The following is a 14,000-nucleotide window of genomic DNA, read 5'->3' as shown; positions in this document are numbered from 1 at the left end:
TTCCACAGCTGCGTTCCGGAACGCAGCTCGCGGGCCGCACCCACGAATTCACGCCGTCGCCCGCTATGGTTCCCGCCGTCGAGCGGGCGGACAATGGTCTCAGCAGTTCGCGAGGGAGCGTAATGGGATTCTCGAGGCAACAAAAGACGTCGGTGGCCATGGCCGCGTTTGGCCGCTCCCGTGATCCCGTGATCGATCTCGCCCGGTTCTTCTGCCTCATCCTGGTGGTGCTCTCGCACTGCATGATGGTCAGCCCGGTCCTGCACCCGGACGGCACCGTCACCACCGAAAACACGCTCATGGAGCAGCACTGGTTCGAACCCGTCTTGTGGGTATTCCAAGTGATGCCGCTGTTCTTCGTCCTTGGCGGCATCACGGGCCTGGAATCGTGGCGTCGCTTGCGTGCGCGCGGCGGCACCGGCGTCGACTACGCGCAACTGCGGCTCTTGCGCCTCATCCGTCCGGCAACTGCATTGCTGGCCTCGATGTTCGTGGGGCTCTGGGCCGCAACTCTACTTGGCGTCGATCCGGAAGTGGTCCAGCTCATCGCGACCGGGGCGGGCATGCCCTTGTGGTTCCTGGCCGCCTACCTCGCTTCTCAATTGAGCGTTCCCCTGCTGGCCCGGCTGCATGGACATTCCCCGTGGTTGACCCTCGGCGGGCTCGTGGCCGCCGTGATCACCCTGGACTCCCTGCGCGGGGCGTTTCCGATGCTCGCCTTCGTCAACATGCTCTTTGTGTGGTGCGCGGTCCAGCAATTCGGTTTCTTCATTGCGGACGGCATCTTCGCCGGACGAAGCCGGGGCTGGTTCGCGGGATTGATCGTCGGCAGCAACCTGCTGCTGGGTTTCGTGACCGGTATTGGTGTCTACTCCGGAAACATGATCGTGGACCTGAATCCGCCCAACTTCTGCATGCTGCTGCTGGGGCTGTCCCAGGCGGCAACGCTCCAATTGCTGCGCCCCGGCCTTGCTTGGGCGGCTGGCGTGCGCTGGATCCGTTGGGTGGTGGCCGTGGCCGGCCGGCGGTCGATGACGGTGTATCTGTGGCATTTGCCCCTGTTAGCAGCCATGTCGGGCCTGCTTCTGCTCACTGACTTCCCCAAGCCGGCGGCCGGTACGGCCGAATGGTGGTGGGCCCGCCCGCTGGTGCTCCTCGGCGTCCTCGTGCTTCTACTCCCGGTCCTGCTCCTGTGCGGCAGGCTTGAGGAGCGCCCGACGGCGGCCAGCCACGCGCGCTGCAGGACGCACGTCGCGGTGGTGACTGCCGGCGTCGTGGTCTTCATTCCGGTGGTGGACGCCGCCTTCAACGGACTCACGCTGACCCTTCTCGGTGGGGGAGCGGCGTGCTTCGCGCTGGGAGTGTTACTGCTGGGACGGGTGCCGGCCGGAGTCCTTTCCGCCGCCGTTCCCGATCCCCCTGTGGGGCCATTGCCAGAGCCCGGTTTACGTGCCAATCTCGACTCATGACTGAGTTCACGGATTCAACCGCAGAGTCGTTCAGCCCGGACGTGACAACGGTCAGGAACGACAAATTCCACCGATACGAGCTTCTGGTTGACGGTGAAGTAGCCGTGATCTCGCAGTTTATGGACAAACCCGGCCACATAGACTTCCTGCACACGGAGACCCGCCCGCAGTTCAAAGGCCGCGGCCTGGCCAAGGTCCTGGCGCACTTTGCCTTGGATGACGTGCTGGCCTCGGGCAAGCGGATTATTCCGCATTGCCCGTTCATCGCGGCCTATCTGCGCAAGCATGAGGGCTACGATCTCGACGTCGATTGGCCGCCGGAACCGCCCGTGGGGGAACCCGACAACGACTAGTTATTTGGCCGGGCTGTGCTGCTCCAGCACACAGGGCGCGGGCCTGTGTGCATGGCAAAGGCAATGACATACTGCGCACCCCGCGTGAACCCCGTCCCTGCAATCTAGGGTCAGGTAGAACACCTTGGACTTTCCGTCCCGGGCTCGCGGAGTGCGTTGAATCATCTGAACTTCCCGTCGACTGCAATGAGTGGTCGTGTCACTAATGAGTGGGGGCGGACGCGGGATCGTGACGCAGTTTTGCTTAAGATCTATTGTTTGAGGGCCACAATGGCGTCGTGTTCGTCGCGGACTACCCGGCCTCGGGACATTCCGGCGACCCCCATGGCGCTGACAAGCTCGCCGCCGTGCCGGTGATCGGAGGCACTGACCACGTACGAAAAGCTCAACATCGCTGATTCTCCGGAGGACAACATCCCGATATCCAAGTCCCCGTCGTGGGGCTTGGACGTGTAATCAAGGCTCTCCATTCCTTCATTGGTGAAAGAGCGAGGAATGAGGCACACGTTGCGGAGTAGGACCTTGGAATCATTGATGATCCATGCGGTGAAAATAATGGTCTCCCCCGGGGCTGCCACCGACTTGTCTGCCCCGTAAACGAGCACAACTTGCCCGGCATGCCTCTTTCGGGCAAGCGGTCCTGATCGGACTGCCGCAACTCCATGCAGGACTGCGGCTGCTTGTGGCCGGAGGCGTGGACGGCGGAGTCGGTTCATGTCAGTTGAGTGTGGTTCGGCGCGGAATCGTGTTGCCGTGGGTAAAACCCCCTGCGGTTGAATAACCCGGCCGACGTAAGATTCAAGTCACATGCAATTTCGGCTGTCACACTGGATTGCTATGGGGCAGGTTTCAGAGGACGGTTCGATTGGCGGGGAAGCGTCGTTTGCCGTCGGGCGCAGCGACCCTCAAATCATGGCCATGGTGCGTGACGGCGATGCTTCCGCCTTCGATGTGCTGTTCCGGAGACATGTGGCAGCGGCCACGTTTGTTGCCCGCGCCCAGACGGACAATGTCAGCGACGCCGACGATGTCGTGTCCGAGGCATTTGCTTCGATTTTCCAAGCCCTCACCGAGGGCAAGGGACCGGACCAGTTCTTTCGCTCCTATCTTTTGACCGCAGTGCGGCGAATTGCCTACGACCGGAACCGGAAGGCCAGGCGTACTCAGGTCGTCGGCGACGTCGACGTCTTGGATACCGTTGCCATCGACGCGGACACCGTTCTAGACGCTTTTGAGTCCAGCACGATGGCGAAGGCGTTCAAGTCGCTTCCGGAACGCTGGCAGGCGGCCCTCTGGCACGTGGACATCGAAGGCCTGAAACCTGCCGCAGCCGCGCCGTTCATCGGATTGAGCCCAAACGGCGTCTCGTCGCTCGTGATCCGGGCGCGTGAGGGGCTCCGGCAGGCCTACTTGCAAAACCACGTGACAGTGGTGAGCGACGACTCATGCGCTGAATTTTCGAGCCAGCTCGGAAAGTACGCCCGCGACGGCCTGAAGCGCGCGTCGCGGGAAAAGGTCAGGGCCCACCTGGAAGAGTGTCCGAAGTGCACGGCTGTGCTGGTGGAACTCAACGATGTCCAGGCAGGCATGAGGGCGCTTGTTTTCCCCCTGGTTGTTGGGGTGGTCTTCACCCCGGCAGTGACCGCCGGATTCCTCCCCGGAACCGCAATGCTGGAGACCCTTCTTTCCGGAGGGGTTCTCCCGGAGCCGTTCCTTCCCGAGCAGTTCGTTGCGGGAGGGGCCGAACCGGCCGCCGCTGGACTGCGGTCGGTGGGGGGATTTTGGAAGATGGCAGTCGCCGCGTTGGTCCTTGGAGGCCTCGTGATTGCCGGCATCCTCATGTGGCTTGGACAGACTAGCCCGACGCCCATCGCGGAGCCCGATGTTCCGAGCATCGCGCCGTCAGCCCCGCAGTCCACGCCGGAACGTGCCCCGTCGGCACCCCCGCCAAGCCCGGTGCCGACGCCGGACCCGCCCGCCACAGCGGTGCCGCGACCCCTTGCGCCCGTGCCCATCGCTCCCGAAGCGGTTCCTATGCCGCAGGAGACGGCCAGGGTGGCTGATTCCGGTACCGGCATCACGACACCCATTCCGCGGACGGGTTCCTTGACTATTCATAAGTATGAGAAGCCGGTCTCGCCGACCAAGCTGCCCAACGACGGAACGGCTCTGACCGCGGCACAGTTGCAGGGGCTGACCCCGATGGCGGGGGTGACGTTCACGGTCCAGAAGGTCAACAATATTGACCTGACGACGAACGCCGGGTGGGCTGCCTCGGCAGCCCTGACCCCGTCGCAGGCGGCGGCACAGGCGGCGGCCCCGGGCTCGGCGGCCACCACCGATGCGAGCGGAACGGCGACCCTGGGGAACCTTCCCCTGGGTCTGTATGTGGTGACAGAGACGGGCTATCCCGCCGGTGTGACTCCTTCGGCCCCGTTCCTTGTGACCCTTCCCATGACGGACCCCAGCAATGAAAACAACTGGATGTACGACGTGAACGTCTATCCCAAGAACGCCGTGACTACAGCCACGAAGACCGCGAACGACGCGTCCGCGGTCAAGCTCGGTGACAACGTGCAGTGGACCATCACGTCCGACATCCCCAACGTCAACCCGATCGATGGGTACCGGATCGTCGACAAGCTCGATCCGAAGCTGAGCTACAGCAACTCGGCGGTGGCGCTTTCGAACAACGCGGCGTTGGTGTTGAACACCGATTACACCGTCGCGTTCGACTCGGCCACGAACACCGTCACGGTCGACTTCACCGCGAGCGGCCGGGCCATCCTGGCCGCGAACCCCACGGCGAAGGTCGTGGTCACGGTGAACACCACCGTGAACACGGTGGGTGAGATCGCGAACACCGCTCTTGTCTACCCGAACGCGGCCAGCTTCGCCATCACCCCGGGCCAGCCCGGCGGTCCCGTCGTCACTCCTCCGGTAAGCATCACCAAGTGGGGCGACATCGTGCTCCACAAGAAGGATTCCCAGAGTTCGGCTGCCCTGGCCGGTGCCGTGTTCTCGGTTTACCCGACCCGGGCCGATGCGCTGGCCGGTACCAACGCGATCAGCGTCGGAGGTACCAGCTCCTGGACCACCGATGCCAGCGGCAACCTGGTGATCTCCGGACTGCGCTATTCCGACTGGGCCAACGGGACAACAGTGAGCCCGGGCCAGCCCGGTTACCAGAGCTACTGGCTCGTGGAGACCAAGGCCCCGGCCGGCTACGAGCTGCTCGCCCAGCCGGTCGAGACAGCGGTCACCAGCAACGATCCCTCCGCCGTGACGGTGACGATCGGGAACATCAAGCAGAACGCCGGATTCCAGCTGCCGCTCACAGGTGCGGGAACCTGGGCCCTGACCGCCGGCGGGATCCTCGTGCTTGCAGGCGCAGGCCTGTTCATGGCCACCGGCCGCCGGAAGCCGATCGAAGCAAAATAGGCGGCTGGGGGCCACCCGGGACGTGACCCAAGCGATGTCACGCTCCGAAAATACATTCACATTTTCGCGTCACGATCCGCGAATTGCACCCACTGTTTCAGTGGGTGGCCGTTTCTCCCCGACTTCATTCAAAAGATTGAATCTGTTTTCTGCGACACGAACCGCCGGAAGCGCGCACTTGAAGGCTAGAGACCACCTGCGTGCCCGCTCCCGAAAGTGAAGCAAGAAAGCCTATGAAGCAGTCCCTTCCAGCCAAGCTACTGGCAATTCTCCTCACCGCAACGATTGTCGGCCTTGGCTTGGGCGGCACCCTGCCTTCACCCGCATATGCGACGACGCCGGGAACCCCGGGAGTGCCCCAGGCGGGTACGCCGGTTTACACCGAGGACTTCAGCAATCAGGATGCTTCGGCGGCTGCCATCAACATCCTGAACTACACCGGCGGTGCGGCAGCCGCGTTCTCCACGTACACGGCGGACCCGCAATGGACGCCGGCTGGGAATCAGTGCAACGGCTGGATCATGAGTTGGAGCACACCCAACCCTCCGGCCTCAGACGCTGGCTGCCAGCGCAACCTCGGCACCACGTGGCCCTCGCTACGGAGCATGGCCCAAGCACTCGGCATGGCGCAGGGGCAGAGCCCGGCGCAAGCACAGACGAACCAGGCTCTGACGGAGTACACGAATGCCTCGAGCGGTTCCATCACAGCCGGCACGGAATTCCGCACAGTGAAGACCATTCCCGCGATCGCCGGGCACTACTACGCGGTGTCGGCCTATTTCGCCGCTGTGAACTGTCCTGCCCAGGGTGGCGCCAGTCAACCGCAGGAGACGTTCAGTCTTCTCGTGAACGGCACTCCGACTGTGCTGAGCACCGGGCTGAACCCATGCACCAGTTCCACTGACTGGTCGACTCAGGTGACCAAATTGCAGTCAGCGGCGTACATGGTTCCGACAGGAACGACCGCGAACCTCGGGCTGTCTCTGTATAACGCCCAGACCAGTGGCTCGGGTAACGACGTGGCGTTCGACCTGCCCCAGATCGTCGACGTCACCCCGCAGTTGGACAAGTCGTTCAGTCCGGTGCTCATTGCCCCCGGCCAGGCCTCCACCGTGACGCTCACCGTGACCAATACCAGCGACCTGAAGGCGAAGAGCGATTGGAGCATCACTGATACGCTGCCCGCCGGCGTCGTGATCGCCCCTAACCCCGCGATCGGTGGAACGTGTGCCCAGGTGACCGGTGCCGCATTCGTCAAAACGGGATCGGCAGGATCGAACACCTTCACGGCCACGGGCGGTGATCTTGCCGTAGGCCAGGCGTCCTGCACCATCACGTTCAATGTGACGGCAGCGGGAGAGGGGACGTATGTCAACGGCCCCGCGAACATCGTGACCAACCTCAACCCTCCAGCGGACGCCTCACTTGTTGTCCGAGCTCCGCGGATCACCCTGACCAAGGCCCTCGGAGCACCGCGTCAGGCGGCAACGGACCAGTTCACTGTGCAGATCCGCACCGGCGGGGCGACAGGCACGGTGGTTAACAACACCACCAACTCGACCACGACAGGTACGGGATCGTCAGTAACTGCGGGAACCGGCACCACCGGCGCCTACGTGGCCACGGCTGGAACCGTGTATACCCTGACCGAAGCGGCCGCCGGTACAGCCAACCTTGCGAACTATGCCGGCACCATCACCTGTACGGACTCGTTCGGCCTGCAGGCCGGTTTGCCCGTCGGAGCTGCGTTCAGCGGTTCGCTGGCCATCACGCCGGTGGCCGGGGCGAACATTACCTGTACCTTGTCAAACACCGCCCAGCCGATCATCAACGTAGCCAAGCAGGCCGGCACGGTCACCGGTCCGGATGCGAACGGCAACTTTGTCGCCAACTACACCGTCACCGTCGCCAACACCGGCTCGGTTGCCGGGACCTACGGCACCCTGGCCGACACTCCGGCGTTCGCCCCGAACCTGGCTGCAACGAGTGCTGCTTGGACGACTACCGGGACCGGTGCTCCTGCTGGTGGCTCGTCGTCGACCGCCGGTCCTTACACCCTGGCTCCGGCGGGTTCGGCCATCGGTCCAGGGGCCACGCAGACCTTCAACCTCGCGGTGACGTTCCACTACACGGACACCACTCCATTGCCGGCGTGCGCCGGCCCGGGGACGGCTCTGTTCAACTCGGTTGCTTTGCCGGCCGGCCAGGAGCAGGGCCCGACGACGGACAACTCCGCCTGCGACACTCTCCTGCCCAAGCTATTGGCTTCCAAAACGGTGGATCCGGCGGCCGGGACCATGGTCCAGGCCGGGCAGGTTCTGACTTACTCGCTTTCCTTCGACAACACCGCCGGCACCGCCCCGGCCGCCGTCAGCTACACCGACTGGCTCGCGGACGTTCTGGATGCCTCGAGCTTCGTGGCCAACTCCATCACCACGACCACCACCGGCGGGACTCCCTTGGTTGTCACGAACAACTCGGGGGCAGCGCCGAAAACCCTGGCCATCACGGGCACCGTGGCTGCCGGCGCGAAAAGCGTCGTCACGTATCAAGTGAAGGTCAATAGCGCCGGCAATCTGGGTGATGCTTCGCTCGAGAACTACCTGACACCCTCGACCACCGTCGCTCCGCCACCGAGCTGCCCGGCCGGAAGCACCACATGCACCGTCAACCCCGTGGGCTCATGGACGCTGGACAAGACCGCGTCCCCTGCTTCCGGAACTTCCATCAACCCGGGCGATCCAAGCGCAAACAGGGTGATCACGTATACGGTGACCGCCACCAACTCCACCGTCAACCCCATCACCGGTGTCATCCTCACCGATGACCTGAGCCAGGTACTGAACAACGCCATGTTCACGGCCGGGTCGGCGAATCTGACAATCAATGGCGGTACGCCCCTCGCAGTCCCGGATCCGGGTGCCGGCAGCAAGTTGGTCACGCCCTCATTCACTCTGCCCGGCAACGGCACGGCGGTGTTGACGTACTCGGTGACGGTCAATTCGAATGCGTGGCTTGTGACCCTGAAGAACGGGGCAACCGGCAACGGGGTCATCCCACCGGCCCGTTGCGTCACGGGAAGTACAGCACCGCTTGACCCTGCATGTTTCACCTCGAATACCACTACCGGCCACCTGTTCGTGCAAAAAGCAGGACCCGGGACAGTCCAGGGTTCCACTGTCCCGCTGCCCGGATCGACCTTCGAAATCCACAACGATGCTGCCGGGCAAATGGGCCCCACCGTGGTCGGAGTGAACAGCACAGTATCCGGGTCACCCGGACTGGTCGAGGTAAGGAATCTGCTTCCTGGAACCTACTGGCTGCTCGAAACCAAAGCCCCGGACGGCTACTCGCTCCTGGCCACCCCCGTGAAGTTCACCGTTGCGTCGGACGGTAGCATCGCCTTGGACTCGGCCACCGCAGGAACGTCAGCAACAGTAAACGGCTCGACCATCACCGTTCTGGATACGGCGGCCGTCAAGCTTCCATCCGCCGGCGGCCCAGGAAGTGCCGGCCTCTTCGGTGGAACCGTTCTCGGGATCCTCGCCCTCATGATTTCCCTTGCCCTCATCATCTTCAGGCGAGCGAACAAGACCCCACAAACCCAAACTCCTTAGCGCAGCTTCGCGCAAATCAATGGGGGAACAAGAAAGGAACACGATGAAATCATCGAAGTTGAGGCGCGGCATAATAGCCTCTTTGGCCGCAATAGCCTCAGCCGGGATGCTTGCCCTCGGGGCCGGGGGTGCACACGCGGCGAACACCGCGAACATCGATCCGTCCAAGACGGGTTCGTTGACCATCCACAAGTACGAGAAGCCGGCCACGCCGACCAACCTGCCCAACGACGGAACGGCACTGACCCCGGCCCAGACTGCGGCACTGACCCCGATGGCGGGGGTGACGTTCACGGTCCAGAAGGTCAACAACATTGACCTGACGACGAATGCCGGGTGGGCTGCCGCGGCAGCCCTGACCCCGTCGCAGGCGGCGGCGCAGGCGGCGACCCCGGGCTCGGCGGCCACGACGGATGCGAGCGGAACGGCGACCCTGGGGAACCTTCCCCTGGGTCTGTATCTGGTGACAGAGACGGGCTATCCCGCCGGTGTGACTCCCTCGGCCCCGTTCCTGGTGACCCTTCCCATGACGGACCCCAGCAATGAAAACAACTGGATGTACGACGTGAACGTCTACCCCAAGAACGCCGTGACTACAGCCACGAAGACCGTGAACGATGCCTCGGTCCTCAAGCTCGGCGATAACGTGCAGTGGACCATCACGTCCGACATCCCCAACGTCAACCCGATCGATGGGTACCGGATCGTCGACAAGCTCGATCCTAAACTGACGTACACAAACTCGACCGCAGCGCTCTCCAACGGCGCCACGCTCACATTGAACACGGACTACACCGTCGCGTTCGACTCGGCCACGAACACCGTCACGGTCGACTTCACCGCGAGCGGCCGGGCCATCCTGGCCGCGAACCCCACGGCGAAGGTCGTGGTCACGGTGAACACCACCGTGAACACGGTGGGTGAGATCGCGAACACCGCTCTTGTCTACCCGAACGCGGCCAGCTTCGCCATCACCCCGGGCCAGCCCAACGGCCCGGTCGTCACTCCTCCGGTGATGACGAAGTGGGGCGACATCGTGCTGCACAAGAAGGATTCCCAGAGCTCGGCTGCCCTGGCCGGTGCCGTGTTCTCGGTTTACCCGACCCAGGCCGATGCGCTGGCCGGCACCAACGCGATCAGCGTCGGAGGTACCAGCTCCTGGACCACCGATGCCAGCGGCAACCTGGTGATCTCCGGACTGCGCTATTCCGACTGGGCCAACGGGACAACAGTGAGCCCGGGCCAGCCCGGTTACCAGAGCTACTGGCTCGTGGAGACCAAGGCCCCGGCCGGCTACGAGCTGCTCGCCCAGCCGGTTCAAACCACGGTCACCAGCGCTGACCCGTCAGTGGTCACAGTGACGATCAACAACGTCCCGCACAACGCCGGATTCCAGTTGCCCCTCACCGGTGGCGTGGGAACCTGGGCCCTGACTGCCGGCGGGATCCTCGTGCTGGCAGGTGCCGGTCTCTTCACGGTCACCGGCCGTCGGAAGCGCAACGAGGCAAAGTAACCATCCCCTCGGTGACCTGCACCCGTTGATGCAGGGTTTGGGGCATCCGCCAACTGGTGGATGCCCCAAACCGCTCCCGTCCATCAAAGCAAGAGGCTCCAATGACTCAAACCCTCAGAGAATTCATGGAGGGTTCCGAACCTGGCCCGGAAGACCCGCCTCGGCGACGTAGAGCCCGCAGCGCGGTACCTGGTCGCAAGGGCACCCGACCAGGTCTTGCTGACCGGAGATTTGTCACCATGATGGTCATCGCCGCGATCGGGCTGGGCCTGGTCCTTTACCCCCAGGCAGCTGACTGGTTCAGCTCGATATCCCACAACAGCCAACTTTCCGGCTACGCGCAGGACGTCGAACAGCTTGAACCTTCGGACCGGACTAAAGTGTTGGACCGGGCACGCGGATACAACTCCCGGATCCCCGCCGGACAACTGCGGGACCCGTACTCCGCCCGAGCCCCCGCCCCGGCATTGGAAGGGCAGCTGCGGGATTATCAGAACCAGTTGAACGTGGCCGACGACGAGGTGATCGGAAGATTCCGCTACCCGTCCCTGAACATTGATCTGCCGATCTTCCATGGAACCAGCGACGATGTCCTAGGCAAAGGCGTGGGCCACCTCTACGGCTCGTCCCTTCCCATTGGCGGCCCCGGCACGCACAGCGTCCTGACATCGCACTCGGGGATCCCGAATGCGGAACTCTTCAATCCCCTCCACAGCGCGAAAACGGGTGACATCTTTTTCACCGTAGTCATGGACCACACGTTCCTCTACAAGGTCAACCGGATCGAGGTGGTCAAACCGGATGACATTTCCTCACTGAAAATCGCCGCGGGAGAGGACTCCATCACCTTGGTAACGTGTACCCCCATCGGAGTGAACTCACACCGGCTCCTTGTCCACGCCTCCCGGATCGCAGACATCCCCAAGGACGCCCCGGAACAGAAAACCCTGGCAGGGCGCCAAACCAACATCGGATTCCCGTTCTGGATCGTCTACTTCATCGGAGGCCTGCTGGCCTTCTACCTGGCTTCCCTTGCCCGGAACCGTCGACGAAGCCGATGATCCAAACGCTTTGGGCACGCAAGGGCCCGAAGCGCGCCTCACTCTAGACAAGGAAGCGCCACAATGGCCTCACAATTCAATCTCTACGTTGACGCGGACGCCTGTCTGCGGTTCCAACTTGTCACCGGAAACGGAGATGTGCTGCTCACCTCCAAGGCTTTTGAGGACCAGGATGCGGCAATCGCAGCGATCTGGTCAGTGCGCGAGGCCGCGGCCAAGGGGCGCATCGTTGATCTCACCGGTTCGATGCCGGACGACCACCCCGCCGACTGAGTCATGGCCCCGGCATTTCGACGGACTTCCGGAGATAACTTGCGAAGTTCGCGACACGACTCACACCCCAGCGACACATAGTTAGTGCCTGGCATACGAGGGAGTGAGACTCCTCGCGGACCTGTTGGGGCCGCTACGGAGTCGATCCTTCTCGATGGACCGCATGTCAGGCCGTGCCCCATGCGGTCGCGCGCCCCCATGCGACCCGCGGCCCCGGGGCACGTGCAGGGATCGAAGGATCCCTGCACGGCGTGCGGCTGGATCTGAGACCCCCAGCCGCACGCCACTTCCGCCACTGCGGACCACGCGGAGGGTCAACGGGCTAGTCTGGGCGCATGACAACTCGTGCCAACGAACTCACCGCCTTGGTCACCGGCGCTACTGCCGGGCTCGGTGCCCAATTCGCCCGCCAGCTGGCCGAATCCGGCCACCACCTCGTCCTCGTGGCCCGCGACGAAAGTCGGCTGCGGGCAAGCGCTGAGGTGCTTGAGCGGGACTTCAGTATCTCGGTGGAGGTCCTGCCCGCAGACTTGACCTCCGACGTCGGGGTTGCGGCTGTTGCGGCCAGGCTGCGGGACGCTTCGCGGCCGGTGGACGTGCTGGTCAACAATGCCGGAATCGGTTTGCTGAATTCTTTCGAGAAGAACGATTTGGAAGACGAAAAGCGGCATTTGCGGCTGCATGTCCAGACGCCGATGGAGCTGTGCCACGCGGTGTTGGAGGTCATGTTGGCACGCAAGTCGGGCCGGATCATCAACGTCGCCAGCGTTGCGGCCTTCGCGAACCGGGGCAGCTATTCGGCAGCCAAAGCTTGGCAAGTCAGCTTCAGCCGTTGGGCGAACACTGCGTATGCGGGTAGCGGCGTGAAGGTCACTGCGGTCTGCCCGGGGTTCACCCACACGGAATTCCACGATCGCATGGGCATGGACAAGTCGGTGGTTCCGCGCTTTTTGTGGCTGAAGGCCGAACGCGTTGTCCGGGAAGGGTTGGAAGACAACGCCAAGGGTAAAGGGGTATCCATCCCGACGAAGCGCTACAAAGCGATCACCGCCGTCATGCGTTTTCTGCCGGCGAAGCTTACGTCAGGTCCGCCCCGCCTCGCCGCGAAGTAAGACGGCCCCATGAAGTAAGCCGGGGCGCCTGGAGCAGCACCGCCACCGCAATCCCGATCACGGCTCCTACGAACGTCTCCACTCCGCGTTCCAGGACCAGCACGCCAGGATCCGAGGGCACGGCCAGTTGGGTCATCAGCAGGATGACCGGGGTGAAGAACACCATTGCCCAGCCGTAGTGCCTGCTCATGAACAGCTCAGTAGGGAACTGGAAACCGATCACCAGGAGGGCAAGGATGATGGTGGTTTGCCCGGGGAAGTAGTGCAGTGGGGACAGCGGTCCTGGAAAAAGTACGACGGCGACAATCCCCAATCCGAGGAACGTCCCCACGATGCGGTGGATGCCACGGTGCAGGCGGCTGGGCATATCGGCACCGGCCAGCGGAACGGCGGCGGCGGCCATGGCCCAGTGTGGGTGTCCGCTGCCCGTGAGTACCCCGCAAGCACCTGCCGCGCCGACGGCGAGCACATACCGGGCCGCGTGAAGGCCGGCTGCTTGGCGCAACCGCGCCGAGGACGCCGGAATGTCCCGGATGGCGCCACGTTTCCACACCCGGTACCGAAGCCACCCGGCAAAACCCACCACCATCGAGAACGCTGCCGATGCCGCGCAGATCAGGACCGCAGCAAGGAACGGGATGGTCGCGGGAACGGAAGCGCATGCCCCCAGGGCCAGGATTCCGAAGAACGGGCCGTTGGGCTTGAGCCGTACCTTGTCCGAGAACAGCGAGCCCACGCCCGCCAAGAGCGCCTCGACTACTACCAATCCCCATGAATGGATGTGCGAGACGGACAAGAACGTGCCCACCGAGACTCCGGCCAAGAGCACCGCAGCGGCTTGCGCCTGGTGTTTGAGCCGCAGTTGGTGCGACTCGGCACGGCCGTACATGCCGGTCAGGGCGCCGAACACGGCGTAGATGATGAGGTCCGCCCGGCCAACCGCGAGAAGCACAAACGCCGGCACGGCGACGCTCAGTGCGACGCGGACGGCAGCCAGGTGATCGTTGCTTGCCGGTGGAACGGTATTAAGCGCACGGAAATGGGCCATGATTGATCGCAACGGGACACCACCAATCATTTCAGCCGATCATTGGGAAGTTATCAGCACCCCAAGATCCGCGCCATTAGCTGGGTCACAACGTTTCCTTCTGTTTCGCGCAA

Annotated in this window: 10 protein-coding genes; 8 read left to right on the top strand and 2 right to left on the bottom strand. The window is 63.5% G+C overall.

Annotated features, from left to right (window positions below; genetic code table 11):
- Positions 1–122 precede the first annotated feature (122 nt).
- Both QRN59_RS00480 and QRN59_RS00475 read left to right on the top strand, forming a co-directional pair.
- Positions 123–1,469: an acyltransferase family protein gene (locus tag QRN59_RS00480; RefSeq protein WP_284980579.1), complete on the top strand. Its 1,347-nt coding sequence runs from the start codon at positions 123–125 to the stop codon at positions 1,467–1,469.
- Positions 1,466–1,822, top strand: a complete 357-nt coding sequence (locus tag QRN59_RS00475; RefSeq protein ID WP_284980578.1) for a GNAT family N-acetyltransferase — start codon at positions 1,466–1,468, stop codon at positions 1,820–1,822. Before QRN59_RS00480 ends, QRN59_RS00475 begins: the two co-directional genes overlap by 4 nt.
- Before the next feature lie 251 nt (positions 1,823–2,073).
- On the opposite strand, the gene QRN59_RS00470 is transcribed toward QRN59_RS00475, so the two are convergent.
- Positions 2,074–2,538, bottom strand: coding sequence for a hypothetical protein (locus QRN59_RS00470; RefSeq protein WP_284980577.1), 465 nt, complete (start codon positions 2,536–2,538; stop codon positions 2,074–2,076).
- A gap of 121 nt (positions 2,539–2,659) precedes the next feature.
- Here QRN59_RS00470 and QRN59_RS00465 point away from each other — a divergent pair, with 121 nt between their 5' ends.
- The 6 genes from QRN59_RS00465 to QRN59_RS00440 all read left to right on the top strand — a co-directional run bounded on the left by QRN59_RS00465 (position 2,660) and on the right by QRN59_RS00440 (position 12,839).
- Positions 2,660–5,263, top strand: coding sequence for a SpaH/EbpB family LPXTG-anchored major pilin (locus tag QRN59_RS00465; RefSeq protein WP_284980576.1), 2,604 nt, complete (start codon positions 2,660–2,662; stop codon positions 5,261–5,263).
- Positions 5,264–5,496: 233 nt separating this feature from the next.
- The gene (locus QRN59_RS00460; RefSeq protein ID WP_284980574.1) at positions 5,497–8,880 is read left to right on the top strand and encodes a DUF7927 domain-containing protein; all 3,384 of its coding nucleotides are present in this window, start codon (positions 5,497–5,499) and stop codon (positions 8,878–8,880) included.
- Between the two features lie 19 nt (positions 8,881–8,899).
- A complete protein-coding gene (locus QRN59_RS00455) occupies positions 8,900–10,393 on the top strand; it encodes a SpaH/EbpB family LPXTG-anchored major pilin (protein ID WP_350225205.1) in 1,494 nt (497 codons plus the stop codon).
- Between the two features lie 239 nt (positions 10,394–10,632).
- A complete protein-coding gene (locus QRN59_RS00450) occupies positions 10,633–11,454 on the top strand; it encodes a class C sortase (RefSeq protein ID WP_284980572.1) in 822 nt (273 codons plus the stop codon).
- Between the two features lie 63 nt (positions 11,455–11,517).
- Positions 11,518–11,727 carry a YegP family protein gene (locus tag QRN59_RS00445; protein WP_284980570.1) on the top strand — a complete coding sequence of 70 codons (210 nt, stop codon included), beginning with the start codon at positions 11,518–11,520 and terminating at the stop codon, positions 11,725–11,727.
- 335 nt (positions 11,728–12,062) lie between these two features.
- Positions 12,063–12,839, top strand: coding sequence for an SDR family NAD(P)-dependent oxidoreductase (locus tag QRN59_RS00440; RefSeq protein WP_284980568.1), 777 nt, complete (start codon positions 12,063–12,065; stop codon positions 12,837–12,839).
- Here the strand turns inward: QRN59_RS00440 and QRN59_RS00435 are convergent.
- Positions 12,805–13,887, bottom strand: a complete 1,083-nt coding sequence (locus QRN59_RS00435) for an FUSC family protein (RefSeq protein ID WP_284980567.1) — start codon at positions 13,885–13,887, stop codon at positions 12,805–12,807. The genes QRN59_RS00440 and QRN59_RS00435 overlap by 35 nt on opposite strands.
- Positions 13,888–14,000 lie beyond the last annotated feature (113 nt).

Origin of the sequence: Arthrobacter sp. efr-133-TYG-118 (genome assembly GCF_030209755.1) — a bacterium.
In the GTDB taxonomy this organism is placed as follows: Bacteria; Actinomycetota; Actinomycetes; order Actinomycetales; family Micrococcaceae; genus Arthrobacter.
Note: the sequence above shows the minus strand (reverse complement) of the source record. Positions and strands in the feature narration are given on the sequence as shown.

Coding starts and splice junctions, on each gene's coding strand:
- QRN59_RS00480 (WP_284980579.1), top strand. CDS start 123: ATGGGATTCTCGAGGCAACAAAAGACGTCGGTGGCCATGGCCGCGTTT.
- QRN59_RS00445 (WP_284980570.1), top strand. CDS start 11,518: ATGGCCTCACAATTCAATCTCTACGTTGACGCGGACGCCTGTCTGCGG.
- QRN59_RS00460 (WP_284980574.1), top strand. CDS start 5,497: ATGAAGCAGTCCCTTCCAGCCAAGCTACTGGCAATTCTCCTCACCGCA.
- QRN59_RS00470 (WP_284980577.1), bottom strand. CDS start 2,538: ATGAACCGACTCCGCCGTCCACGCCTCCGGCCACAAGCAGCCGCAGTC.
- QRN59_RS00450 (WP_284980572.1), top strand. CDS start 10,633: ATGATGGTCATCGCCGCGATCGGGCTGGGCCTGGTCCTTTACCCCCAG.
- QRN59_RS00475 (WP_284980578.1), top strand. CDS start 1,466: ATGACTGAGTTCACGGATTCAACCGCAGAGTCGTTCAGCCCGGACGTG.
- QRN59_RS00440 (WP_284980568.1), top strand. CDS start 12,063: ATGACAACTCGTGCCAACGAACTCACCGCCTTGGTCACCGGCGCTACT.
- QRN59_RS00465 (WP_284980576.1), top strand. CDS start 2,660: ATGGGGCAGGTTTCAGAGGACGGTTCGATTGGCGGGGAAGCGTCGTTT.
- QRN59_RS00455 (WP_350225205.1), top strand. CDS start 8,900: ATGGGGGAACAAGAAAGGAACACGATGAAATCATCGAAGTTGAGGCGC.
- QRN59_RS00435 (WP_284980567.1), bottom strand. CDS start 13,887: ATGGCCCATTTCCGTGCGCTTAATACCGTTCCACCGGCAAGCAACGAT.